This is a genomic window from Arthrobacter sp. U41, assembly GCF_001750145.1.
Taxonomy (GTDB): domain Bacteria; phylum Actinomycetota; class Actinomycetes; order Actinomycetales; family Micrococcaceae; genus Arthrobacter.
Genome location: NZ_CP015732.1, coordinates 3757580 through 3781259 on the forward strand (window position 1 = coordinate 3757580; position 23680 = coordinate 3781259).

General features: G+C 66.7%; 21 protein-coding genes. 5 read left to right on the forward strand and 16 right to left on the reverse strand.

The window, feature by feature from the left end; translation table 11 throughout:
• Nucleotides 1-46 precede the first annotated feature (46 nt).
• Nucleotides 47-652 (forward strand): hypothetical protein, encoded by a 606-nt coding sequence (locus ASPU41_RS17100; protein WP_069951930.1) that lies wholly within the window; start codon nt 47-49, stop codon nt 650-652.
• Nucleotides 653-676: 24 nt separating this feature from the next.
• Here ASPU41_RS17100 and ASPU41_RS17105 read toward each other — a convergent pair whose 3' ends face one another.
• The 9 genes from ASPU41_RS17105 to pdxT all read right to left on the reverse strand — a co-directional run bounded on the left by ASPU41_RS17105 (nt 677) and on the right by pdxT (nt 10687).
• Entirely contained in the window at nt 677-3070 is a 2394-nt protein-coding gene (locus tag ASPU41_RS17105) for a RelA/SpoT family protein (RefSeq protein WP_069951931.1), read from the reverse strand.
• Between the two features lie 174 nt (nt 3071-3244).
• A complete protein-coding gene (secF, locus tag ASPU41_RS17110; RefSeq protein WP_069951932.1) occupies nt 3245-4267 on the reverse strand; it encodes a protein translocase subunit SecF in 1023 nt (340 codons plus the stop codon).
• Complete coding sequence (gene secD, locus ASPU41_RS17115) at nt 4268-6034, reverse strand: protein translocase subunit SecD (RefSeq protein ID WP_069951933.1); 1767 nt, start codon at nt 6032-6034, stop codon at nt 4268-4270.
• A 106-nt stretch (nt 6035-6140) separates the two neighbouring features.
• Nucleotides 6141-6548 (reverse strand): preprotein translocase subunit YajC, encoded by a 408-nt coding sequence (gene yajC / locus ASPU41_RS17120; protein ID WP_069952775.1) that lies wholly within the window; start codon nt 6546-6548, stop codon nt 6141-6143.
• A 237-nt stretch (nt 6549-6785) separates the two neighbouring features.
• Nucleotides 6786-7898 (reverse strand): Holliday junction branch migration DNA helicase RuvB, encoded by a 1113-nt coding sequence (ruvB, locus tag ASPU41_RS17125; RefSeq protein ID WP_069951934.1) that lies wholly within the window; start codon nt 7896-7898, stop codon nt 6786-6788.
• Complete coding sequence (gene ruvA, locus ASPU41_RS17130; RefSeq protein ID WP_069951935.1) at nt 7891-8538, reverse strand: Holliday junction branch migration protein RuvA; 648 nt, start codon at nt 8536-8538, stop codon at nt 7891-7893. The genes ruvB and ruvA overlap by 8 nt, the downstream gene beginning before the upstream one ends.
• A gap of 104 nt (nt 8539-8642) precedes the next feature.
• Nucleotides 8643-9230, reverse strand: coding sequence for a crossover junction endodeoxyribonuclease RuvC (gene ruvC / locus ASPU41_RS17135; protein WP_069951936.1), 588 nt, complete (start codon nt 9228-9230; stop codon nt 8643-8645).
• Entirely contained in the window at nt 9227-9982 is a 756-nt protein-coding gene (locus ASPU41_RS17140) for a YebC/PmpR family DNA-binding transcriptional regulator (RefSeq protein WP_069951937.1), read from the reverse strand. Before ASPU41_RS17140 ends, ruvC begins: the two co-directional genes overlap by 4 nt.
• Nucleotides 9983-9985: 3 nt before the next feature.
• A complete protein-coding gene (pdxT, locus tag ASPU41_RS17145; protein ID WP_069951938.1) occupies nt 9986-10687 on the reverse strand; it encodes a pyridoxal 5'-phosphate synthase glutaminase subunit PdxT in 702 nt (233 codons plus the stop codon).
• Nucleotides 10688-10768: 81 nt separating this feature from the next.
• Between pdxT and ASPU41_RS17150 the strand changes: the two genes are divergently transcribed.
• The 3 genes from ASPU41_RS17150 (at nt 10769) to ASPU41_RS17160 (ending at nt 13362) form a co-directional block, all read left to right on the forward strand.
• Nucleotides 10769-12058, forward strand: coding sequence for a Mur ligase family protein (locus tag ASPU41_RS17150; protein ID WP_069951939.1), 1290 nt, complete (start codon nt 10769-10771; stop codon nt 12056-12058).
• Between the two features lie 116 nt (nt 12059-12174).
• A complete protein-coding gene (locus ASPU41_RS17155; protein WP_231941358.1) occupies nt 12175-12852 on the forward strand; it encodes a type 1 glutamine amidotransferase in 678 nt (225 codons plus the stop codon).
• A 21-nt stretch (nt 12853-12873) separates the two neighbouring features.
• Nucleotides 12874-13362 (forward strand): GNAT family N-acetyltransferase, encoded by a 489-nt coding sequence (locus ASPU41_RS17160; RefSeq protein ID WP_069951940.1) that lies wholly within the window; start codon nt 12874-12876, stop codon nt 13360-13362.
• A gap of 31 nt (nt 13363-13393) precedes the next feature.
• Here ASPU41_RS17160 and ASPU41_RS17165 read toward each other — a convergent pair whose 3' ends face one another.
• Both ASPU41_RS17165 and ASPU41_RS17170 read right to left on the reverse strand, forming a co-directional pair.
• Nucleotides 13394-14230, reverse strand: a complete 837-nt coding sequence (locus tag ASPU41_RS17165) for an alpha/beta fold hydrolase (protein WP_069951941.1) — start codon at nt 14228-14230, stop codon at nt 13394-13396.
• Between the two features lie 23 nt (nt 14231-14253).
• Nucleotides 14254-15531, reverse strand: a complete 1278-nt coding sequence (locus ASPU41_RS17170; RefSeq protein WP_069951942.1) for a CapA family protein — start codon at nt 15529-15531, stop codon at nt 14254-14256.
• Nucleotides 15532-15613: 82 nt separating this feature from the next.
• On the opposite strand from ASPU41_RS17170, the gene ASPU41_RS17175 reads away from it, so the two are divergent.
• Nucleotides 15614-17626, forward strand: coding sequence for a M3 family metallopeptidase (locus ASPU41_RS17175; protein WP_069951943.1), 2013 nt, complete (start codon nt 15614-15616; stop codon nt 17624-17626).
• A 110-nt stretch (nt 17627-17736) separates the two neighbouring features.
• Here ASPU41_RS17175 and ASPU41_RS17180 read toward each other — a convergent pair whose 3' ends face one another.
• The 5 genes from ASPU41_RS17180 to thrS form a co-directional block, all read right to left on the reverse strand.
• On the reverse strand, nt 17737-18957 hold the full coding sequence (locus tag ASPU41_RS17180; protein WP_069949836.1) for an IS481 family transposase: 1221 nt from the start codon (nt 18955-18957) through the stop codon (nt 17737-17739).
• 275 nt (nt 18958-19232) lie between these two features.
• Complete coding sequence (gene pdxS / locus ASPU41_RS17185; RefSeq protein ID WP_069951944.1) at nt 19233-20159, reverse strand: pyridoxal 5'-phosphate synthase lyase subunit PdxS; 927 nt, start codon at nt 20157-20159, stop codon at nt 19233-19235.
• 170 nt (nt 20160-20329) lie between these two features.
• Nucleotides 20330-20968: a phosphatidylinositol phosphate synthase gene (gene pgsA / locus ASPU41_RS17190; protein WP_069951945.1), complete on the reverse strand. Its 639-nt coding sequence runs from the start codon at nt 20966-20968 to the stop codon at nt 20330-20332.
• Nucleotides 20958-21581: an HIT family protein gene (locus tag ASPU41_RS17195; protein WP_069951946.1), complete on the reverse strand. Its 624-nt coding sequence runs from the start codon at nt 21579-21581 to the stop codon at nt 20958-20960. Before ASPU41_RS17195 ends, pgsA begins: the two co-directional genes overlap by 11 nt.
• Nucleotides 21582-21601: 20 nt before the next feature.
• Complete coding sequence (thrS, locus tag ASPU41_RS17200; RefSeq protein WP_069951947.1) at nt 21602-23611, reverse strand: threonine--tRNA ligase; 2010 nt, start codon at nt 23609-23611, stop codon at nt 21602-21604.
• Nucleotides 23612-23680 lie beyond the last annotated feature (69 nt).

Genomic DNA, 23680 nt, shown 5'->3' on the forward strand with positions numbered 1-23680 from the left:
GGTGCGGGGCCTGTTGGCTTTTACCCGGACCGGACAGGATAGCCGTATGGTCATTGTCCAAGGCCCTGCAGCGCCGGACCCGCCTCCGCCCGAGCTGTACTCCCCCGGGTCACTTTTCTCCTGGCCCGAGCTTCAGGCGATGGCCTCCGACGGCGTGCTGACCCAGCTGTACCAGCGCGGCTACCTGCCTCCGGGTGCACAGCCCACTCCACAGCTCCGGGCCCGGGCGGCGTCCATCCTCATTCGTCCGGCCATCCGCCAGCGGGTTGTCGCAGGCAGGATGACGGCGGCCTGGATCTACGGCTGCGCAGCCGAACCTGACCGGCTCGCCCTGCTCGTGGACGCCAACCGGCGGATTTCCAGCCTGCGGTCTACCCGCGGCTGCACCCTCCACGAGGTGCGCCTGGGTCCGCACGATGTGGTGAGCCTGGGCGGGCTGATGGTCTCCAGCCCGCTGCGGACCTCCGTGGACATCGCCCTGCACGTGGAAACTGACCGCGCCGTGCCGGCCCTGCGGGCGCTGCTGAGCAAGCCGGAACTCGGCCTGCGGCTGCGGCTGGTCATGCTCGCTGTCGACGCAGCGCCCAGGTTGCCGCACAAGAAGGCAGCGCTGGAAAAGCTGGAACACCTGCAGGCCGGACGGGCTCCCTAGCTGAGGACGCGGCGGCCGTCCATGCTAGCTGCGGCGCCGGTTACCGGTAGTGCGGTAGACGTCGAAAACACCGTCGATGCGGCGGACGGCACTGAGGACATGACTCAGGTACTTGGGGTCGCCCATCTCGAAAGCGAACTTGGAGATGGCCACCCGGTCCGTGGACGTGTGCACACTGGCCGCCAGGATGTTGACGTGGTTCTCCGACAGGATCCGGGTCACGTCCGAGAGCAGGGATTTGCGGTCGAGCGCTTCGACCTGGATTTCGACCAGGAAGACGCTCGACTGCGTGGGTGCCCATTCGACCTCGACGATCCGGTCCGGCTGCTCCAGCAGTCCACTGACGTTGGTGCAGTCCGTCCGGTGCACGGAGACGCCGGAGCCGCGGGTGACGAAGCCCAGGATCGGGTCAGGCGGCACCGGGGTGCAACAGCGGGCGAGCTTGACCCAGACGTCGTCGACGCCGCGCACCACGACACCGGAATCGGAATACCGGGCTTTGGTGACCTGGGTCGGGATGGATACCTCGGTGAGGTCGTCCTCGGGGGTGTCGTTGCCGCCGAGACTCTCCACGAGGCGTTCCATGACGGACTGGGCGGAGGTGTGCCCGTCGCCCACACCCGCGTAGAGGCCGGAGATGTCGACGTATTTGAAGTCCTCGGCGATCGCGGCGAGGGCGTCATGCGTCATCAGGCGCTGCAGCGGGAGGTTCTGCTTGCGCATCGCCTTGGTCAGCAGTTCCTTGCCCCGGTCGATTGACTCCTCGCGGCGTTCCTTGCTAAACCACTGCCTGATTTTGTTGCGGGCACGGGCGCTCTTGACGAAGTGCTGCCAGTCCTGGCTGGGCCCGGCACCCTCCGCCTTGGAGGTGAAGATCTCCACCCAGTCGCCATGGTTCAGTTCGCTGTTCAGCGGTACCAGCTTGCCGTTGACGCGGGCACCGATGGTCCGGTGGCCCACCTCGGTGTGGACCGCGTAGGCGAAGTCCACGGGTGTGGAACCTGCGGGAAGGGCCATGACCTCGCCCTTGGGGGTGAAGACGAACACTTCCCGGGCGTTGATTTCAAAGCGCAGCGAGTCGAGGAACTCACCCGGGTCCGAAGTTTCCTGCTGCCAGTCCACCAGGGACCGCAGCCAGCCCATGTCACCATCACGCGGGCTTCCCGGCCCGGCCGCCGCGCGGTTCGGCTGGTCCTTGTATTTCCAGTGCGCGGCGACGCCGTACTCGGCGCGGCGGTGCATCTCGTGGGTGCGGATCTGGATCTCGACGGGTTTGCCGCCCGGACCGATCACCGTGGTGTGCAGCGACTGGTACATGTTGAACTTGGGCATCGCGATGTAGTCCTTGAACCGCCCCGGGAGGGGGTTCCACCGCGAGTGCATGGCCCCCAGTGCCGCGTAACAGTCCCGGACGGAGTCGACCAGGACCCGGACGCCCATCAGGTCGTTGATATCGTCGAAGTCCTTGTCCCGGACGATCATCTTTTGGTAGATCGAGTAATAGTGTTTGGGCCGGCCCGTGATGGTGGCCTTGATCTTGGCCTCGCGCAGGTCCTCGGTGATCTGGTCGCGGATGACGGCGAGGTTCTTTTCGCGCTCGGGGGTCCGGTCCCCCACCATGCGCACGATTTCCTCGTAGACCTTGGGATAGAGGGCCGCAAACGAGAGGTCTTCCAGTTCCCACTTGATCGTGTTCATCCCGAGCCGGTGCGCCAGCGGGGCGAAGATTTCCAGGGTTTCCCGGGCCTTGCGCGCTGAGGACTCGGCGGAGACGAAGCGCCACGTCCTGGCGTTGTGCAGCCGGTCAGCCAGCTTGATCATCAGGACCCGGATGTCCTTGGCCATGGCCACAACCATCTTGCGCACGGTCTCGGACTGCGCGGCCTCGCCGAAGCTGACCTTGTCCAGCTTCGTGACACCGTCAACCAGCATGGCGACTTCCGCCCCGAACTCGGCCTTCAGGTCATCCAGGGTGTAGGAGGTGTCCTCGACGGTGTCGTGCAGGAGCGCCGCTGCCAGGGTGGTCCCGCTGAGCCCCAGCTCCGCCAGGATGGTGGCCACCGCCACCGGGTGCGTGATGTAGGGATCGCCGCTCTTGCGCTTCTGCCCGCGGTGGCAGGTCTCCGCCACGACGAAGGCGCGCTGGATGAGGTCGAAGTCCTCTTTGGGGTTGTTGGCGCGGACGGTGCGCAGCAGCGGCTCGAGAATAGGCGAATACGCGGGGGCGCCGCGCCCGGTCAGCCGGGCCAGCCGGGAGCGGGTGCGTTCACGCCGCCCCGGGAAGGTGGGGCGTGCGCCCGAGCTGTCCACGGGGACCGGCGGTTCGGCGCGTCCGGGAGCCACCACACCAGTCTGTGACGCCTGGCCGGGAGCCTTATCCGCCGGTGCTGATGGCACCGGCGTCGAACGTTCTTCCAATGGAGCACCTCTCCGAACCCGTTAATTCTTCAAGTCTATTCCCGCAGCAGGATACTTCGATAACCGGCGCCGCTACGGCGACGGGCCGGAGAGCGTCAGGAATGACGTTCTCCGGCCCGTTGGGACCGCCGGGCAGCATCCCGGCGGCGACCGGGTCCGGCAGGACCGCTGCGGCTACGCCGTGGCGGGCGACGCCGCAGCGTCGGTCTTGGCGGCTGACTGGGCGCGGCGCTGGTGCACGCGCTCGGCCTGCTTCACCAGCTCCGGTTCGCCCTGGCGCAGCCAGGCGTACAGCGGCGCAGCAATGAAGATGGTGGCCGCGGTGCCGATGAAAATCCCCACAAACAGGGCCAGCGAGAGATCCCGCAGCGTTCCGGCGCCCAACAGGCCGGCGCCGATGAAGAGGATGGCACCGACCGGAAGGATGGCCACCATCATGGTGTTGATGGAACGCACCAGGGTCTGGTTGACGGCGAGGTTGACTTCCTCGCCGAACGTCCGCCGCGTGGAGGCCTGCAGGTTAGAGGTGTTCTCGCGGATCTTGTCGAAGACCACCACCGTGTCGTACAGCGAGTAGCTCAGCACGGTCAGGAACCCGATGACGGCCGACGGCGTGACCTCGAAATCGCTGAGGGCGTACACACCGGCGGTGATGAACATCGTCACGAGCATGCCCGCGATCGCGGAGAGCGACATTTTCCAGGTCCGGAAATACAGCGCCATCAGCACGGCGGCGAGTGCGACGAAGATCAGCAGGCCCAGCAGCGCCTGCTTGGTGACGTCAGCACCCCAGGTGGGACCAATGAAGGTGGATGTCACCTCGTTGTCCGTCACGCCGTAGGCCTCGGTGAGGCCCGCCTTGATCTGGAGGGTCTCATCTTCCGTGAGCTTGTCCGTCTGGATCCGCATCGTGTTGCCCGCAACGTTGGCCACCCGCGGGACGCTGCCGGAGACAACGTCCTCGACAGCCTTCTCCCCGATGGCGGCGTCCGTGGTTTTGACGTTGGAGACGGTGAACTCCGAACCGCCGCGGAATTCGATGCCGAGGTTGAAACCGCCCTTGACCACCGGCAGCAGGATCGAGAGCGCAACGAGGACGGCTGCGATCAGGAACCAGATTTTCTTGGAATCGACGAAGTCGTACGATCGTTTGCCCGTGTAGAGCTCATTACCGAATTTGGCGAAGCTGGTGGCCATTTACTTGCCCTCCTTGGACGTGCTCTTGGAGGAACCAGCAAGCTGTTCCTGTCGTTCCGCGAGGCGTCGTTCTGCAATGGTCATCCGGCGTTCGGCCTCAGCCGTGGCGCCGGTGTTCTTGGCGCGGAGCGCGGCAGCAGCGGCCGGCTTCTCCGCCGGGGTGCGGAACCGGCCCGCGCCCCGGTACAAGGGACCGGCGCCGAGGCTCTTGGGGTCCAGCCCGGACAGCGGGTGGCCTTCACCAAAGAACTTGGTGCGGGCCAGCAGCTGCAGGGTCGGGTGGGTGAACATAAAGACGACGATGAGGTCGGCGATGGCCGTCAGTCCGAGGGTGAAAGCAAAGCCTCGGACGTTGCCCACCGCCACGAAGTACAGCACCAGGGCAGCCAGCAGGTTCACGGCCTTGGACGCCAGGACGGTGCGCTTGGCACGCTTCCAGCCGTTCTCGACGGCCGAGACGAGGCCGCGTCCTTCCCGGAGCTCGTCACGGATACGTTCGAAGTAGACGATGAACGAGTCCGCGGTCTGGCCGATCGCCACGATGATGCCTGCGACGCCGGCGAGGGACAGCCGGTAGTTCTCGGTCCAGCCGAGGATCGCGATGGCCAGGTACGTCAGTGCGCCGGCCACCACGAGGGAGGCAACGGTGACCAGGCCCAGCGCCCGGTACTGGAACAGCGAATACACCACCACCAGCAGCAGGCCGACCAGGCCGGCGAGCATACCCATCCGGAGCTGTTCACCACCGAGGGTTGCCGAGATCTGCTGCTCGCTCTGGATCTCGAAGCTGATCGGCAGGGCGCCGAAACGAAGCTGGTCGGAGAGGGCCTTGGCCGACTCCTCGGTGAATCCGCCGGTAATCTGCGGACGGCCATCCGTGATGACGGCAAGGGACCGCGGGGCGGAGATGACCTGGTCGTCGAGGACGATCGCGAACTGGGCCTTCGGATCCGAACCGCTCTGGCCGCCGCCGGCGATGTAGAACTGGTACAGCCGCTCGGTGACTTCCTTGAACTTGGCGGTGCCCTCCTCGTCGAACTGGATGTTCACAGCCCACTCGTTGGTCACGGCGCCCTGGGCACCGCGCTGCAGCTGGAAGGAGGAACCGGAAATGTTTGAGCCCTTGACCTCGACCGGGCCAAGGATGTATTTGATCGCCGGGGAGTTGGCGGAGGCCGGTTCGCAGGTGACCAGCGGCTTGGTCGGGTCGGAGCGTTCCTGCTTGTCCTGCGACGGGTTGTCACAGTCGAGCGTCTCGAACTTCTGGTAGAGCTCGGGGGTAACCCAGTTCACGTCGCTGCCGTTGGTGGGCTCCGCGGTGGGTGTCGGCAGCTGCTCTACCGGGGTCAGCGACTCCGCGGGGACGGCCGCGCCGGGGCCGGCCTGCAGCACGGGCCGGAAGTTCATGTCGGCGGACGCCTGGATCAGTGCTCGGGTTTCCCTTGACGGTGTGCCCGGGAGGCTGACGACGACGTTCCGGCCGGACTGCGTGCTGATTTCAGCTTCCGCCACACCCGAGCCGTCCACGCGCTGGCGGATGATCGCCACGGCCTGGTTGAGCTGGTCTTCGTTGATCTCCGAACCGCCCTCAACCTTGGGCGCCAGGATCATCTGGGTGCCGCCTTCCAGGTCCAGGGCGAGCTTGGGAGCCCAGCTCGCCTGGCCGGCCATCGTGCCGCCTGCCAGGACGGCGGTCAGGACGGCGAGGATAACGCCGAGCCAGACCAGCACCCTGAGGGCTGAGTTTTTGGGGCCAGTTCGTGCCATTGTCGATCTTTCTCTTAATTACGGAGGAACCGCCGGGCGGCCCAGACGGGTCCGCACCGGCGGTTGCCCGCAGCCGTTACTTCGCGGGATAGCTCAAAGAGGCAGACTAGCTGTCTTTTTTGCCTTCGTTGTTGAGGCGGCGCAGGGTTTCTTCCGGGGTCTCCTCGCGCGGGGCTTCGCTGACCGGAGCGGGGCTGTCGGTCTCGTGCGTGGTCAGCGAGGATGCGTCGTTGGGAACGACCGCGGGCTCCTCGTCAGCGACAACCGGCTCGACAATCTTCGTGACGGCCTGGCGGTGCACGGTGGCGGTGTTGCCCGGGGAGAGTTCCAGCAGGACCTTGTTCTCTTCCTCGTCGATCTCGACGATGCGGCCGTACAGGCCGAAGCTCGTCATGACCTCGACACCAGGGGCAAACTTCGACTGGAGCTGCGCCTGCTGCTGCTGCGTCTTCTTGTTGCGGCGGAACATCATGAAGACGAAGACGCCGAGCATGGCGAACAGCAGGATGGTCATGATGTCGATGCCGCCGCCGGCCTGCGGCTGGGTCTGGGCAGAAATAAGTCCGAACACAGGAATAGTTCCGTTCTGTACTTGCGTAGCTGGTTTTACAGCAACGTCCGCTTCGCTTCGGGCGGCTGGCAGGGAATCAGGCCGAGCCGACGGCGGCCAGGTGCTGGCCGCCCACAGAAACAAAGACCCGAACGTGCCGAGCGTCATTCCAGTCTAGAGGGAAAAGGTTACGGAGCGGTGCTATTGACTATTACGGATCCATTCCGGATCAGCGCCCTGGCCGGGCCCGTCATCTGGATCCGCGGCCTCGTCCTCCGCCCGGAAGAGCTCCAGCGGGTCCTGCGCGAAGATTCCCGGCGGCACCGCGAAACCGAGGTGCGTCCAGGCCGGCGCGAGTGCGATCCTCCCCCGCGGGGTGCGCCCCAGGAGTCCCTCGCGGACGAGGTACGGCTCGGCGACGGTTTCCACGGTTTCGGTCTCTTCACCGACCGCGATGGCCAGCGTGGACAGGCCCACGGGCCCTCCGCCGAATTTGGTGATGAGGGCTTCGAGGACGGCCCGGTCGAGCCGGTCCAGGCCACGCTTGTCCACTTCATACATGTCCAGCGCCGCGGAGGCGGCCCGGGCATCGATCTGCTCGATTCCGTGCACCAGCGCCCAGTCGCGGACCCGGCGCAGGAGCCGGTTGGCGATGCGGGGCGTGCCGCGGGACCGCCCCGCGATTTCGCTGAAGCCGGCGGAATTGACCTTGAGGTCCAGGAGACCGGCGGATCGCCGGAGCACCAGTTCCAGTTCGGCCACGGAGTAGAACTCCAGGTGGCCGGTGAAGCCGAAGCGGTCCCGGAGCGGCCCGGGAAGCAGGCCCGCCCGGGTGGTGGCACCTACCAGGGTGAACGGCGGAATTTCAAGCGGGATCGCGGTGGCGCCGGCGCCCTTTCCGACGACGATGTCGACCCGGAAATCCTCCATTGCCATGTAAAGCATTTCCTCGGCAGGCCGGGACATCCGGTGGATCTCGTCGAGGAAGAGCACTTCGCCTTCGGAGAGCGAGGACAGGATGGCGGCCAGGTCCCCCGCGTGCTGGATGGCGGGTCCGCTGCTGATCCGCAGCGGGGCGTTCATCTCGGCCGCGATAATCATCGACAGCGTGGTCTTCCCCAGCCCGGGAGGGCCGGAGAGCAGGACGTGGTCGGCACTGCGGCCGCGCATGCGTGAGGCCTCCAGGACCAGCGAGAGCTGTTTGCGGACCCGGTGCTGGCCGACGAAGTCGTGGAGGTTCTTGGGCCTGAGGGCGGCTTCGATGACCCGCTCCTCCGGCTCCTCTCCCCCGGTGACAATCGACGGCTCAGCCACGGGCGCCTACCCTGTTCCCGGCACGGGCGCCGTCCTGGCCCAGCCAGCGGAGGGTTGCGCGGAGGATCTCAGCCACGTTGCCCTTGTCAGCCAGTTCGGGTGAATCCGCCAGGGATTTATCGATGCTGGACGTGGCGTCCTTTTCGGACCAGCCCAGACTCGTCATGGCCGCAACGACCTGGGGCTTCCAGACCGCTTCGGAGTTTGCCGCCGGAGCCGTGGTGCCGGGGGCGGTGCCGTGCGGCACCAGCTTCCCGGCCAGTTCAAGCACGATCCGGCCGGCGACCTTGGGTCCGATACCGGGCACCTTGGTGAAGGCCTTGCCGTCGCCGGAGTGCGCGGCGACGCGGATCGCCTCGGGCTCGTGCACGGCGAGGACGGCCAGCGCCAGCCGGGGTCCGACGCCGCTGACGCTGAGCAGGATGTCGAAAACTTCCCGTTCGTCGTCGGAGCCGAATCCGAACAGCGTGAGCGAGTCCTCACGCACGATCAGGGAGGTGAAGAGCTTCCCCTCCTCGCCGATGCGGAGCCTGCTGAGGGTCTGCGGCGTGGCGTTCACGCTCATGCCGGCGCCGTTGAGGTCGATCACGGCGGAGGCCAGGCCGATGTGCGCTACGGGTCCGCGGAGAAAACTGATCAAAGCCGGGCTCCTGAAAATTCAGCTGAAAAGATAACCGGACGACCCGGCTATCCGAACATATCTACGAATACCCTACCAAGTTCCGAGGCGGGACAGTCGGACATTCAGCGGGCACGGCGCGCTTTGGCCTCGGCGTCCGCCCAGGCGCGCTGGGCCGGGGTCAGGGACAGGCTGCCCGCTCCGGTGGTGGCTGCACCCGTGTTGGAAGTGCCGGCCCCGGACCGCCAGGCGTGGGTGATGGCCAGCGCGAGGGCGTCGGCGGCGTCGGCCGGCCGGGGCGGGGCGTCGAGCCGGAGGATCTTGGTGACCAGTTTGGTGACGGCATCCTTGTTGGAGGTTCCGCTGCCGGTCACGGCGGCCTTGACCTCGGACGGGGTGTGCAGGGCGACCGGGATGCCGCGGCGGGCGGCGGCGGCGATCACCACCCCCGATGCCTGGGCGACGCCCATCACGGTGCTGACGTTGAGCTGGGAGAAGACCCGTTCGACGGCGAGGACGTGCGGTTCGTACCGGTCCAGCCACTCGTCGATCGAGGTGGCGATGACCAGCAGGCGCTGGTCCAGGCTCTCCGCGGGTGAGCTTCCGACGACGCCGAACGCCACCATGGTGGCGCGGCGGTTTTTCTCGACGTCCACGACGCCGATCCCGCAGCGGGTGAGGCCCGGATCGACGCCGAGGACGCGAAGGGTCACTCGGCTTCCAGTGCGGCCTGCACTTCGTCGCTGAGGTCTGCGTTGCTGTACACGTTCTGGACGTCGTCGAGTTCTTCGAGGGCGTCGACGAGCTTCATGAACTTCTTGGCCGCCTCGAGGTCCAGCGGCACCTGCATGGACGGGACGAACTCGGCTTCGTCGGTCTCGTACTCGATGCCGGCGTCCTTGAGCGCGTCGCGGATGGCCTGGAGGTCGGTCGGCTCGGAGTGGATCTCGAAGCTGTCGCCGTTGTCCTTGACTTCCTCGGCGCCGGCGTCGAGCACTGCCATCAGGACGTCGTCCTCGCTCAGTCCGCTCTTCGGCAGCGTGACGACACCTTTGCGGGAGAAGAGGTAGCTGACCGAACCCGGGTCGGCGATGGTGCCGCCGTTGCGTGAGATCGCGAGCCGGACCTCGGAGGCGGCACGGTTCTTGTTGTCCGTCAGGCATTCGATCAGCAGCGCCGAGCCCTGCGGCCCGCGGCATTCGTACATGATCTCGGTGTAGTCCACGACTTCGCCGGTGAGACCGGCGCCGCGCTTGATGGCGCGGTCGATGTTGTCAGCGGGGACCGAGGTTTTTTTGGCCTTGGTGACGGCGAGTTCCAGGCCGGGGTTGCCGGCGAGGTCCGGGCCGCCCATGCGTGCAGCAACTTCGATGTTTTTGATCAGCTTGGCGAACGACTTGGCACGGCGGCTGTCGAGGATGGCCTTCTTGTGCTTGGTCGTCGCCCATTTGGAGTGGCCTGACATGCTTTACGCTTCTCCTCTGATCATTCGAATAAACAATTCATGCACGCGCTTCTCCCCCGTCACTTCCGGGTGGAAGGAGGTGGCCAACAGCTTGCCGGAACGCACTGCAACAATTCTAGCCGTCCCGGCCAGCGCCTCGGGGTGGGAAGCCCTGGAAGGCTCGACTTTGGCGAGGACCTGCACGCCCGCGCCAACGCGTTCCACCCAGGGCCCGCGGATGAAGACCGCGTGGACCGGGGCCACGCCCGCTGCGGTGGCGCTGAACTCCAGGCCCTTGAAGTCGAGGTCCGTCTCGAAGGACTCGCGCTGCCGGCCGAAGGCGTTCCGGCGCACCGTGATGTCCAGGCCGCCGAAGGTCTGCTGCGGGTTGCCGGCGAGGTCCTTCGCGGGGTCGGTGATCTCCTCGGCGAGCAGGATCATCCCGGCGCAGGAGCCGTAGACTGGCAGTCCCTCCTGGATGCGTCGGCGCAGCGGGTCGCGGAGCCCGAAGGCCCGGGACAGCTTGTCGATGGTGGTCGATTCGCCGCCGGGGATGATGAGGCCGTCCAGGCCGTCGAGTTCGGCGGGCCGGCGGACGCCGATGCCCGTGGCGCCGGCGTCTTCCACCGAGTGCAGGTGTTCGCGGAAGTCGCCCTGGAGTGCCAGGACGCCGATCCGCAGGCCTGAACCCGCGCGGGAAGGGAGCGCAGAAGAGGGGTTGGTCATCGGACCAGCATAATGGCCCGGACACGTCCCGGGCCGCCTCCCGGCGGGCTTCCATGCCGCCGCTGGGATATATTACAGAGCATGTTTTACTTCAGTGTTCCGCTCGGCAAGTTCGTCCGCCGGGTCTCCCGGCTTAGGGGCGGAGGCTCTGCCCTTCCCGGGCTCGTGGTTGAAAAGATCGACCCTGGTTTCATGCGCAGGACGCTGTCCACGCTCCCGCATGGGGTCGCCGTCGTCAGCGGCACGAACGGCAAGACGACGACCACGAAGATGGTGGTGGAACTGCTGGAGAGCCAGGGCCTGAAGGTTTTCACCAACCGCACGGGCAGCAACTTCACCCGCGGCGTGGCCGCTGCGCTGCTGGGCGAGGTGGACTGGCGGGGACGGCTGGACGCGGACGTCGCCGTGCTGGAGCTGGACGAGGCCCACGCGGTGCACTTCGTCAACCAGGTGCCGCCGCGTTACTGCCTTTTGCTCAACGTCCTGCGGGACCAGCTGGACCGCTTTGGCGAGATCGACAAGACCGCGCAGCTGCTGCAGCACATCGCCTCAAAGACCACGGGAACCGTCGTGCTGAACCGGGAGGACCCGCGCGTCGCCCGGATAGCGGACACGCTCAGCGGTCCCGAGGTCCTCTACTTCGGCCTGGATGATTCCCTGCTGAGCACCTTCCCGAACGACGACGAGATGCGGGCGGCCCCGGGCAGCCCGGTGCCGCCGGCCCCCGCCAGGCCGCACGCCGACGTCGTGCTGCGCCGTGTGGGTGCGGCGGACGCGGACTTTGAGTACGACGGCGTCACGGCCACCACGGCGATGAAGCTCCGCGGCGTCTACAACATCTTCAACGCCGCGGCCGCGCTTACCCTGGCCCGGGCGATTGCAGTCAAAGATGGCGCCGTTGCGGACAACGAGGGCCTGCTGGAGGCTCTGTCCCAGGTGGCGCCGGCGTTCGGACGAGGCGAGAGCCTCGTCGTCGACGGCCTGCCGCTGGATCTGGTCCTGGTGAAGAACCCCAGCGGCTTCCGTCTGGGGCTGAAGTCCTTCCCGGCCGCGGGTTACGCCACGATGGTCGCGATCAACGACAACTATGCCGACGGACGGGACATGTCCTGGCTCTGGGATGTCGAGTTCGACACCCTCCGCGAGGGCGGCGTGGACCAGTTGAGCGGTTCCCGCGCCTACGACATGGCCCTGCGCCTGCAGTACGACGACGTCGCGATCGGCGCGGTGAACACGGAGATTGCCCCGGCGCTGGCGTCGTTCATCGCCGGCGCCAGGGACAAACCGAAGCGGATCTTCTGCACCTACACGGCGATGCTGGCCATCCGCCGCGAACTGTCCAAAATCACCACAGTGGAGGTGGTCTCATGACCCCCCAGTCCGAGTCCAGCGAGGCGAAGCTCTCCTTCGGGCATGAGCTTCCGCCGGAGGAATCCCCGGCGCCGAGCAAGGGAACGATCCGGGTCCTGCAGCTCTACCCGCGGGACATGAACATCTACGGCGACTGGGGCAACGCCCTGGTGCTGGCTCAGCGGCTGCGCTGGCACGGGTACACGCCGGAGCTGCTCGAATACAATGTCGGCGACGCGTTTCCGGCGGGCGTGGACCTGATCGTCGGCGGCGGTGGACAGGACAGCGGCCAGCTGGTCATCCAGGATGATCTGCTCTCGCGCGAAACCGTCCTGAAGGAACTCGCCGAGGCCGGCACCCCCATGCTGGTCATCTGCGGCCTGTACCAGCTGTTCGGGAAATTCTTCAAGACCCGGACGGGTTCGGTCATTCCGGGGATCGGCATCCTGGACGTGGAGACACACGGCACGGACGAGCGGCTGATCGGCAACGTGTCGGTGTCCTCTCCCGAATTCGGCACAGTTCTGGGCTACGAGAACCACAGCGGCCAGACCACCCTCGGCCCGGGCGTCTCGCCGCTGGGAACCACCGCCAAGGGCACCGGCAACAACAGCAAGGACGGCAAGGAAGGCGCGCGCTACCGGAACATTGTGGCGAGCTATCTGCACGGCTCACTGTTGCCCAAGAACCCGGCGTTGGCGGATTTCCTCATCCGGACCGCCGTCGAACGCAAATACGGCAGCTTCTCCCCGGGCACCCCGGACGACTCCTACGCCGTCCTGGCCCGCGAACACGCCGCCCGCCGCCCGCGCTGAGCCCGCCCTCGGCCAGCCACGATGATCCGGATTGACCGCGACGACCCCGGGCGGGCCGATGTCCGGGAACTTCTTCGCGAGCACCTCGCGGACATGTTTGCCACCTCGCCCGCGGAAAGCGTGCACGCCCTCGATTCTGCGGCCCTTGCCGGACCAGCCATCACCTTCTGGACCGCACGGGAAGGTTCCGAAGTCCTCGGCTGCGCGGCGCTGAAGCAGCTGCAGCAGGGCGGCCAGGGCGAGATCAAGTCCATGCGCACCGCTGCCCGCGCGCGGGGCCGCGGCATCGCCGCTCTCTTGCTGGCCCGTATCCTGGCCGAAGCCCGGGCCGGCGGATATCAGCGCCTGTCCCTCGAGACCGGAAGCCAGGACTTCTTCGCTCCGGCGCGGCGGCTGTACGAGCGTCACGGATTCAGCATTTGCGCCCCCTTTGCCGACTACCGGGAAGACCCCAATAGCGTCTTTATGACCCTGGAACTGGGCCCTGGCCGGGACCAGGGCCGCGCGTAGCCCATACGGCTGCGGCAGCCGGGATGCAGCCTCAGCCTCGTCCGGCGAACGCCAGCACGTCCCGCGCGACACGGCCGCTTGAACCCGCCCTGAGATGGCCCTTGCCCTCGTACCAGATCAGGGTGGAGTCCGGGATCAGACCGGCGGTTTCCTGGGCGACCTCGCGGGGGAAGAACTGGTCGGCGCCCCCGCAGATCAGCAGCACGGGCCGTCGGATTTGCGGGAGCACCGCCCGGGAATTAAAGGTCACTTCGCCCTGCACCTCGGTGAGGACGTCCTGCGGCGGGTAATCGGATCCGCTCAGCAGTTGGCGTCTGATGACGGGGCCGATCAGCCGCCGCAGCCACTTCAGGCGCCGGCCCGGCAGCAAATACTCGGCGAAGACCGTGCCCGCGCCATCAGTGTCGCCGTCCGCCAGGGCGCGCGCCATCCGGGAATCGACGTCCTTGCCCCAGTCGCTCAACTCCGCAGCCGTGACCACCATGGCCATGTGGCCGAACGATTCGGGATGCCGGGCGGCCAGGTACTGGGCGATCATCCCGCCAAACGACTCAGCCACGACGACGCCGACGCGGCCGCCGAACTCCTCGGCTATCAGCCGTGCGTAGTCGTCCGCCATGTCGGCGATCGTGTGGTCCGGCGGCATGGCCCGGCGCCGGGTGACAATCCAGACGGAGTATCCGGCGTGCAGAAAGGGGTCGAACTGCCGCCGGAACATCCGGCGCAGCACCCCGTGGGGAACCGCACTCCCGGGGCCGCCCTGGATGAACAGGAGCGTCTCCGTGCCGCTGCCCCAGCTCAGGTAGTCCATGCCATTGGCGAAGGACCCGTTCCGGGGTTCCCGGTCCGCCGCCGACACTTTGCCCACGAAAACCTCCCGCCCGGCTGCGCCTAGGGTTCCTTGGTGATGAGCAGTTCGTGGGCGCCCGCAGCGGCGGCCCCCATCGACTCGACCGCGGTCTGGGTGCGCTGGCGGGTGGCCGCATCAGCCGCGGCACCGGCGCAGGGACCCTGCGGGGCGTCGGAGGCCACGGAGCACCAGCGGTAAGGTCCGCGGACCATCACCGACGGCGCCCAGGCCAGGTCCGAGGCGGTCCACTCGCCGGCGGCATCCTGGCTGAACTGGACCCGGACCAGCAGGCCCTCGTTGTTCACGACATAGTTCGGCGAGAGTTCAGTGATTCCGTTGCCCAGGCCGTAGGCGATCCAGGTCCCCTTGTACTGCTCGATCGGGAGCACCGAGTGCGAGTGGTGGCCGTAGATCATGGTGAACTGGCCACTGTCCGCGAGGGCGTGGGCAACGCTCGTCTGCTCTGCGTTGGGCACCCGGGAATACTCGTCCCCGGCGTGCATGGCGCCCAGCACGATGTCCGCTCCCAGGTCACGGGCTTTCTTCGCCTTGGCAATCATGACCTCGGGGTCGAGCATGTCCACCTGCCAGGCTGCCTCCGGGAGCTGTCCGTTCAACCCGTAGGTCGCACTGATCACGGCGATCTTCGCCGCCGCCGTCTGCAGGATCAGGATGCCCCCGGCGTCGGCCTCGCTCCGGTAGGAGCCGGTGTGCTGCAGACCGGCAGCGTCGAGGGCGTCCAGGGTGCGGACCAGTCCGGCGGTGCCGCGATCCACGGTGTGGTTGCTCGCGGTGGTGCAGGCCTGGTAGCCGACCTGCTGGGCCGCCGGGATGATTTGGGGCGGGACGTTGAAGGAGGGGTAGGCGGAGAAGGGTCCGGTCGGGCCGGCCACGGGCGTTTCCAAATGGCAGACCGCGAGGTCGCTCTTCTCAAGGTACTTGCGCTGGCCCTCGAGCATCGGGCCGAAGTCCAGCCCCTTGGCGCCGGCGGCCAGGGCGTCCGCGCGGGCCTGCTCCCAGAGCTGGGCGTGGACCAGCATGTCCCCTGTGACCACAACCGAGGCGCAGCGGACGGCCGCGCAGTCGGGCCCCTTGCCCGGTGTCGGCGTCGGGCTCGGTGACGCCGACGGCGGTGGTGCCGACGGCGTCCCCGGCGTCAGTGATGCTGCCGGGGAGGCGCTGCCCGCGGCCGACGGCGAGGCCGGCGCATTGCTGTCCGAACGCGCGACGGCGCCGCAGGACGCCACGGAGGCCACGAGGGAGAGGGCGGCTGCGGCGGCGAGGAGACGGCCGCGCAGCCCGGGGGTGATGGTTCGCATGGCGCCCATCCTACGGTGGCCGCAGTCACAACACGCGCAGCAGACCGTTGAGACTCACACCATTACATGAAAGAGTTATTTCATGATCAATCCCCTGATGAGCCCCAGCCCCCTGCCCTTCGGCCTGCCGCCGTTCGCGGACATCACCGACGAGCACTACGCCGAAGCCGTCGAGGCCGGCGTCGCCGAGCACCTTGCGGAACTCCAGGCAATCGTGGACACGCCGGAGCCTGCCTCCTTCGAAAACACCGCGCTGGCCATGGAGCGGTCCGGACAGCTCCTGCAGCGCGCGGCGGCCTCCTTCTTCACCCTCGTCTCGGCCGACGCCTCGGACGCAATCCGCGAACTCGAGACGACTCTGTCCCCGCGCTTCTCTGCCCATCAGGACGCCGTCTACCTCAACCGGGGGCTGTTCGAGCGGTTCGCCGCGATCAGCACGGACCAGCTCGACGCGGAATCCGCCCGGCTGGTGGAGGAGTACCTCAAGGAGTTCCGCCAGTCCGGCATCCAGCTCGACGGCACCGGCCAGGACCGGCTCAAGGCCGTCAACGCCGAGCTCTCCCGGCTTGGAACGGAGTTCGGACAGCGGGTGAAGGAAGCCATGAAGTCCGGCGCGCTGCTCCTGGACGACGCCGCCGAGCTCGCCGGGTTGCCCGCTGATGATGTTGCCAGCGCCGGGGAAGCCGCCCGAGCCGCCGGACACGCGGGCAAGTTCCTGCTGACCCTCATCCAGCCCAGCAACCAGCCTGCCCTCGCCGCCCTCGAAAACCGCGACGTCCGCCGCCGCCTGTACGAGGCCTCCATCGGCCGCGGCAGCGACGGCAGCGCCCTCGATGTCCTGGACCTGGTCAAGGACATGGTCCGGCTCCGCGCCGAGAAGGCCACGCTGCTGGGCTTCGCCAACTACGCCGAACTCGTCGTGGACCAGCAGACCGCCCCTGACTTCGCCGCCGTGCAGAAAATGATGAACCGGCTCGCCCCTGCCGCCGTCCGGAACGCCGACGCCGAGGCCGAGGCGCTGGCCGAAGTCGCCGGGCACCCCCTCGAAGCCTGGGACTGGGCCTACTACTCCGCCAAGGTCAAGCGCGAACGGTACGCCGTGGACGAGCAGGCGCTGCGCCCCTACTTCGAGCTGGACCGGGTGCTCAAAGACGGCGTCTTCTTCGCCGCAAACGCGCTCTACGGCATCACCTTCCACGAACGCGCCGACCTCGCCGGCTACCACCCTGATGTCCGCGTCTGGGAGGTCCGCAACGCGGACGGGACCGAACTGGGCCTTTTCCTGGGCGACTACTACACCCGCGAAACCAAGCGCGGCGGGGCGTGGATGAACTCCCTCGTGGAGCAGTCCGGTCTGCTCGACACCCGGCCCGTGGTGATCAACAACCTCAACATCTCCAAGCCGCCGGCCGGGGAACCCACGCTCCTGACCCTGGATGAGCTCCGCACCACTTTCCACGAGTTCGGCCACGCCCTGCACGGGCTGTTCTCCGCCGTTACCTACCCGAGGTTCTCCGGCACCTCGGTGCCGCGGGACTTTGTCGAATACCCCTCGCAGGTGAACGAAATGTGGATCATGTGGCCGGAGGTGCTCGCCAACTACGCCCGCCACCACGCCACCGGCGAGGCGCTGCCGCAGGAGGTCGTGGACAAGCTCGACGCCGCGCAGCTCTGGGGCGAGGGCTTCGGCACCACCGAGTACCTGGGTGCGGCACTGCTGGACCTCGCCTGGCATGTGCTGGACGGCACCGAGGTGCCCGAGGATGTCCTGGAGTTCGAGGCCAAGGCGCTGGCCGCGGCCGGAGTGGCCCACCACCTGATCCCGCCGCGCTACCGCACCGGCTACTTCCAGCACATCTTCGCCGGCGCCGGCTACGCCGCGGGCTACTATTCCTACATCTGGAGCGAGGTGCTCGACGCCGAAACGGTGGAATGGATCAAGGACAACGGCGGCCTCACCCGGGCCAACGGCGACTTCTTCCGCGCCGAGCTGCTCTCCCGGGGCAACAGCCGCGATCCGCTGGATTCCTTCCGCGCCTTCCGCGGCCGCGACGCCAAGCTCGAACCGCTCCTCAAGCGCCGCGGCCTCGACTAACGCCCCGCCCCCACCCATCGGGTGCTCCGTAACCGCCCTTTTGGGGTCCTGTCATGTCTCAGTACCTCGTGGACAGTTGATGTCTCAGTACCTCGTGGACGTTTCCTGTCTCAGCACTTCGTGGACGTTTGGTTGGCCATGAAGCCTCGGGGCTTGTTGTTCCCGACGTAGTTTGTGCCTATGGGCGGGCGCGGGTGGGTGATGATTTCCGTTCCGCGCCCGTCGAAGAACATGATCGTGGCCTCGTCGTAGAGGACATGGACGGTCGCGCCGACGTGGTCTTTACCCATGCCGAAATGCATGCCGATGACGGCAACGGAACCGTTTTTCCCGACCCGTCGCTGGACGCTGCGCCTGGTGGCGGGCACGGTGATTTCAGGGTTGGGCGGCTCGGGTGGCGTGGCTTTGGCCGTTGCATACCAGGCCTCCTGCGGGGTGGTGCCTGGTGGCAGTGATTGATGCTCACGTTCGGTGTTGTAGTACCGGTCAAACTCGTCGACATAGGCCTGGAGTTCTGCCATCGTGTGTGCCGGCGGTTGTTGATTCAGATACCTGTGCAGCGTCTGGTGGAAGCGTTCGTTCTTGCCCTGGGTGGTGGGTTTGTAGGGTTTGCCGGTGATCGGCTCCACTCCGTGGGACTTCAGATATTCCACCAACGCGCCGGTCCTTCCGCGTCTGGTCGGGTTCAGCGCGGCACCGTTGTCCGAAAGAAACTTCTGCGGGACGCCGTGGCGGGCGATGGCTGCCGATACGACGCGGATGGCGGCTTCGCTGGTCTCGCCGGTGGCTACCAACGATGCCAGTGCCAGTCGCGAATGATCGTCAATGAGTTGGAAGATCGCGACTTTCGTGTTGCCGGCCAACAGCCACTCGGTCGAGTCGATCTGCCAGCACCCGTTCGGCTCGGGATATACAAACCGCTGATAGGCGCTCCGGGGCTTCTTCCTCGGCTCCGGGACGACGACCCCGGCCCGGGTGAAGATCCGGGCCAGGGTCGCCCGTGACGGTGGTTCCAGACCTTGCCGACGCAGTTTTGCGGCAACGCTCAGTGGTCCGTAGTCGTGGCCCATCCTCTTCAAGGTTTCCCGCGTGTCCAGGACCAACTCGACCATCCGCGGGGTGACTTGGGCCGGGCTGGTCCGGGGTTTCGTGGAGCGCATCTCCATGGCCTTCATCGGGCCCTGAGCGGACGCAGCGGCCTTGATCTTGTAGAACCAGGCCCGGGAGACTTTGTGCTTGCGGCAGAACGCCGTCACTGAACCCCGAGGGGCATCCTCAGGCCACGACGCTACGAGATGACGGACCTTCATATCCAGATTGCGTTCGCTCATGAGATGAGCAAAACGCCATCGAGTGTCCACGATGTCCTGAGACACACTGTCCACGATGACTTGAGACAGAAGTGTCCATTAAGTCATGAGACTCCACAGCCCTTTTGGGGTCCCATAAGGGCCGTTGCGGAGCAATCGACGGGGAAAGCACGACGGCGGCGAGTCACCAGAACAGGTGACTCACCGCCGTCGTGCTTCGTACTTTAGCGTCGAGCTTCGTACTTTAGTGGTGCTTAAGGTGTTCTTGAGTGGTGCTTAAGGTGTTCTTGAGTTGGTTACCAGCCGCGCTCGGCGAGGCGGTGCGGGGCCGGGATCTCGTCCACGTTGATGCCGACCATGGCCTCGCCCAGGCCGCGGGAGGCCTTGGCGATCTCTTCCGGGTCGTCGAAGAAGGTGGTGGCCTTCACGACGGCGGCGGCACGCTGGGCCGGGTTGCCGGACTTGAAGATGCCGGAGCCGACGAAGACGCCGTCGGCGCCGAGCTGCATCATCATCGCGGCGTCGGCCGGGGTGGCGATGCCGCCGGCGGTGAACAGGACCACGGGGAGCTTGCCGGTGGAGGCTACTTCCTTGACCAGTTCGTACGGGGCCTGCAGTTCCTTGGCGGCGACGTAGAGCTCATCCTCGGCCATGCCGGCGAGCCGCTTGATCTCCGCGCGGATCTGGCGCATGTGGGTGGTGGCGTTGGAGACGTCCCCGGTGCCGGCCTCACCCTTGGAGCGGATCATCGCCGCGCCCTCGTTGATGCGGCGCAGGGCCTCACCAAGGTTCGTGGCGCCGCAGACGAAGGGAATCGTGAAGTTCCACTTGTCGATGTGGTTGGCGTAATCGGCCGGGGTCAGGACCTCGGACTCGTCGATGTAGTCCACCCCGAGGGTCTGAATGACCTGGGCCTCGACGAAATGGCCGATCCGGACCTTTGCCATGACCGGGATGGACACGGCCGCGATGATTGCCTCGATCATGTCCGGATCGGACATGCGGGACACACCGCCCTGGGCGCGGATGTCGGCGGGAACACGTTCCAGCGCCATAACGGCCACGGCGCCGGCATCCTCAGCGATGAGGGCCTGCTCGACGTTGACGACGTCCATGATGACGCCGCCCTTGAGCATCTCCGCCATGCCGCGTTTGACGCGGTTGCTGCCCGTAACGCTCTTCGCGGACGCGCCGGCTTCGCTGCTTACATCAGGTGTAGACACAAAAACCCCTATGGGTAGATAGATGACCTCGCCGGAGCGCGGACGGCACACAAATGCCGCTTCGCACGCACCGGATTACCGGATCCATTGGCCGGTAGTGCTAATACTAGTCCCCCGCCGCGGCCCGGCTGAATTCCGGTTACAGCTGCGGACCCGCCGAAGCTGTGTGCTCAGGCGGCCTGTTCGGTTGCGGTGCCCTCGGTCTCTTCGAGCGACTGCCGGCGCACCGTGATGATCCGCTGGATGACGGTCACAAGGCTCGCGGCGGCGAGGAGGCAAAGCGTCACGAAAAGCACCACCGTGGGCAGGCCGAGGCCGGTGAAACCGGTGACCACCAGCACGGAAACCAGCCGTTCGGCGCGCTCGGCGATGCCCACATTGGCCTGGAAGCCCAGCGCCTCGGCCTTGGCGCGGGCGTAGGACACCACCATGCCCAGGACCAGGCACAGGACGGCGGCAACCGCGATGGGCGTGTCCGCCCCTCCGGTGAAGAACCAGACCGCGACGCCGGCGAACAGGGCGCCGTCGGCAACCCGGTCCAGGGTGGAATCCAGGAAGTTCCCCCAGCGGCCCCCGCCCTTTTGCATCCGTGCCATGATGCCGTCGATGACGTCGGAGAAGATGAACGCGGTGATGAAGAGGGTTCCCCACCAGAGCTCGCCCAGCGGGTAGAACACGAGGGCGCCGACCACGACGCCGAGGGTTCCGATGATGGTCACCGCGTCCGGGGAGACGCCGATCCGCAACAGCCAGCGGGCAAGCGGGGAGAACAGCGCGGTGAAAAACCCGCGTGCGTGCCTATTCAGCATCCGTCGCCCCGGCGGTCGCCTGCCCCGCGTCGTTCGCCTGGGGCCAGGCGTCCGCCACCTGCTGGCGGACCTCGCCAAGGGTCTGGGTGATGGCCTTGGTCTGGGCGATGATCGGGAAGAAGTTCCCGTCCCCGCCCCAGCGCGGCACCACGTGCTGGTGCAGGTGCCCGGCGATCCCGGCGCCGCCGGTGACGCCCTGGTTCATCCCGAGGTTGAAGCCGGTGGGGTTGGCGACCTTGCGCAGCACGCGCATGGCCGTCTGGGTCAGCTCGGCGAATTCGGCCGTTTCCTCCACGGTCAGGTCTGTGTAGTCAGGGATGTGACGGTACGGGCAGACCAGCAGGTGGCCCGGGTTGTACGGGAAGAGGTTGAGCACCACGTAGCTGGTCCGGCCGCGGTAGACGATCAGGGAATCGTCGTCCTCGCGTTCCGGTGCCACGCAGAACGGACAGTCGTCCACGTTCTTGAACTGGTGCTGCCCGCCCTTGATGTACGCCATCCGGTGCGGAGTCCACAGGCGCTGGAACGCGTCCGGCACCCCGGCCAGGCCAAAGTCGTCGGTCACGCCGTCGTCCCCCGGATACTCCGAAGCGGCCCCTGTGGTTTCCTGCATGCCTGTTTCTTCCCTGTCCGCTAGCTGGTCCGGTTGCGGACGGCGTCGACGATCCGCTGGACGGCCTCGGCCACCGGCACGCCGTTGTCCTGGCTGCCGTCGCGGAAACGGAAGGACACGGCGCCGGCCTCGGCGTCGTCTCCCCCGGCGATCAGCACGAACGGGATCTTGTCCTTGCTGGCGGTGCGGATCTTCTTCGGGAAACGGTCCGAGGAAATGTCCACCTCGGCGCGGATGCCTGCGGCCTTGAGCTGTCCCACGACGTCGAACATGTAGTCGTTGAACGCCTCGGCCACCGGGATGCCGACCACCTGCACGGGGGCCAGCCAGGCCGGGAAGGCGCCGGCGTAGTGCTCGGTCAGCACACCCATGAAGCGCTCCACCGAGCCGAACAGGGCACGGTGGATCATCACGGGACGCTGCCGGCTGCCGTCGGCGGCCTGGAACTCAAGTTCGAAGCGTTCGGGCAGGTTGAAGTCCAGCTGGATGGTGGACATCTGCCAGGTGCGGCCGAGCGCGTCCTTGGCCTGGACGGAAATCTTGGGGCCGTAGAACGCGGCTCCGCCCGGATCCGGGACGAGCTCAAGCCCGGAGGCTTCGGCCACCTCGGCGAGGGTGCGGGTGGCTTCCTCCCATGCGGCGTCGTCGCCGACGAACTTGTCCTCGTTCTTCGTGGAGAGCTCGAGGTAGAAATCGTCCAGGCCGTAGTCCTTGAGCAGGCCGAGGACGAAGTTCAGCGTGGTGGTGAGCTCGTCCTTCATCTGCTCGCGGGTGCAGTAGATGTGGGCATCGTCCTGGGTCATGCCCCGGACTCGGGTCAGGCCGTGCACGACGCCGGACTTCTCGTAGCGGTAGACCGAGCCGAACTCGAAGAGCCGCAGCGGCAGTTCGCGGTAGGACCGTCCGCGGGACCGGAAGATCAGGTTGTGCATGGGGCAGTTCATCGGCTTGAGGTAGTAGTCCTGGCCGGGCTTGCGGACCGTGCCGTCCTCGTTGAGCTCCGCGTCGATGTGCATCGCCGGGAACATGCCCTCCTTGTACCAGTCCAGGTGGCCCGAGACTTCGTAGAGGTGGCCCTTGGTGATGTGCGGGGTGTAGACAAAGTCATAGCCGGCATCCACGTGGCGCTGCCGGGAGTAGTCCTCCATGGCCTTGCGGATGATGCCGCCCTTGGGGTGGAACACCGGCAGGCCGGAGCCGAGCTCGTCCGGGAAGGAGAACAGGTCCAGTTCCGCGCCGAGCTTGCGGTGGTCGCGCCGCTCGGCCTCGGCGATGCGTTCCTGGTAGGCCTTGAGCGCGTCCTTGGTGGGCCAGGCGGTGCCGTAGATGCGCTGCAGCTGCTGGTTGTTCTGGTTGCCCAGCCAGTAGGCGGCCGAGGAACGGGTCAGCGCAAAAGCGTTGGAGATGAGCTTGGTGTTCTGCAGGTGCGGGCCGCGGCACAGATCGCACCAGATGCTGTCACCGCTCTTGCGGTCCACGTTGTCGTAGATCGTGATGTCGCCGGCGCCGACCTCGACGTTGACGCCTTCTCCGGCCTCGGCGGCGTCGTTCTTCCGGCCGAGGAGTTCGAGCTTATAGGGCTCGTCCTTCATCGCCTGGCGGGCCTCGTCCTCGGTGACCACCCGGCGGACGAATTTCTGGTTCTGGTTGATGATCTTTTGCATCATCTTTTCCAGGGTCTTCAGGTCTTCCGGGGTGAACGGCTCCTCGACGTCGAAGTCGAAGTAGAAGCCGTCGGTGATGTACGGGCCGATGCCGAGTTTGGCGTCGGGGCGCAGCTGCTGCACGGCCTGGGCCATGACGTGGGCGGTGGAGTGGCGCAGGACGTTAAGGCCGTCCGGGGAGTCGATGGTGACGGCCTGGACCGTGGCGTCCTCGGGCAGCGGCTGGTCCAGGTCCTTCAGCTCGCCGTTGACGCGGGCCACAACGACGTCCCGGCGCTCAAAAAAGAGTTCCGCGCCGGTGGTCCCGGTAGCCACCTTGGTCTCTTCGCCATCGACGAGAAGGGTGATCTGCTGGGCATCTGACACGGGTGTCTCCTGTTCAAAGTTAAGGCTTCGTAGCTTGTGGCGTACGGGGACCACAGCCAGCCTCGTCCA

Excerpts from the sequence above, each read along its gene's own strand:
- ASPU41_RS17100 (WP_069951930.1), top strand. The coding sequence starts at position 47 with ATGGTCATTGTCCAAGGCCCTGCAGCGCCGGACCCGCCTCCGCCCGAG.
- secF (WP_069951932.1), bottom strand. The coding sequence starts at position 4,267 with ATGGCCACCAGCTTCGCCAAATTCGGTAATGAGCTCTACACGGGCAAA.
- secD (WP_069951933.1), bottom strand. The coding sequence starts at position 6,034 with ATGGCACGAACTGGCCCCAAAAACTCAGCCCTCAGGGTGCTGGTCTGG.
- yajC (WP_069952775.1), bottom strand. The coding sequence starts at position 6,548 with ATGACCATCCTGCTGTTCGCCATGCTCGGCGTCTTCGTCTTCATGATG.
- ASPU41_RS17140 (WP_069951937.1), bottom strand. The coding sequence starts at position 9,982 with ATGTCAGGCCACTCCAAATGGGCGACGACCAAGCACAAGAAGGCCATC.
- pdxT (WP_069951938.1), bottom strand. The coding sequence starts at position 10,687 with ATGACCAACCCCTCTTCTGCGCTCCCTTCCCGCGCGGGTTCAGGCCTG.
- ASPU41_RS17150 (WP_069951939.1), top strand. The coding sequence starts at position 10,769 with ATGTTTTACTTCAGTGTTCCGCTCGGCAAGTTCGTCCGCCGGGTCTCC.
- ASPU41_RS17155 (WP_231941358.1), top strand. The coding sequence starts at position 12,175 with ATGAACATCTACGGCGACTGGGGCAACGCCCTGGTGCTGGCTCAGCGG.
- ASPU41_RS17160 (WP_069951940.1), top strand. The coding sequence starts at position 12,874 with ATGATCCGGATTGACCGCGACGACCCCGGGCGGGCCGATGTCCGGGAA.
- ASPU41_RS17170 (WP_069951942.1), bottom strand. The coding sequence starts at position 15,531 with ATGCGAACCATCACCCCCGGGCTGCGCGGCCGTCTCCTCGCCGCCGCA.
- ASPU41_RS17175 (WP_069951943.1), top strand. The coding sequence starts at position 15,614 with ATGATCAATCCCCTGATGAGCCCCAGCCCCCTGCCCTTCGGCCTGCCG.
- ASPU41_RS17180 (WP_069949836.1), bottom strand. The coding sequence starts at position 18,957 with ATGAGCGAACGCAATCTGGATATGAAGGTCCGTCATCTCGTAGCGTCG.
- pgsA (WP_069951945.1), bottom strand. The coding sequence starts at position 20,968 with ATGCTGAATAGGCACGCACGCGGGTTTTTCACCGCGCTGTTCTCCCCG.
- ASPU41_RS17195 (WP_069951946.1), bottom strand. The coding sequence starts at position 21,581 with ATGCAGGAAACCACAGGGGCCGCTTCGGAGTATCCGGGGGACGACGGC.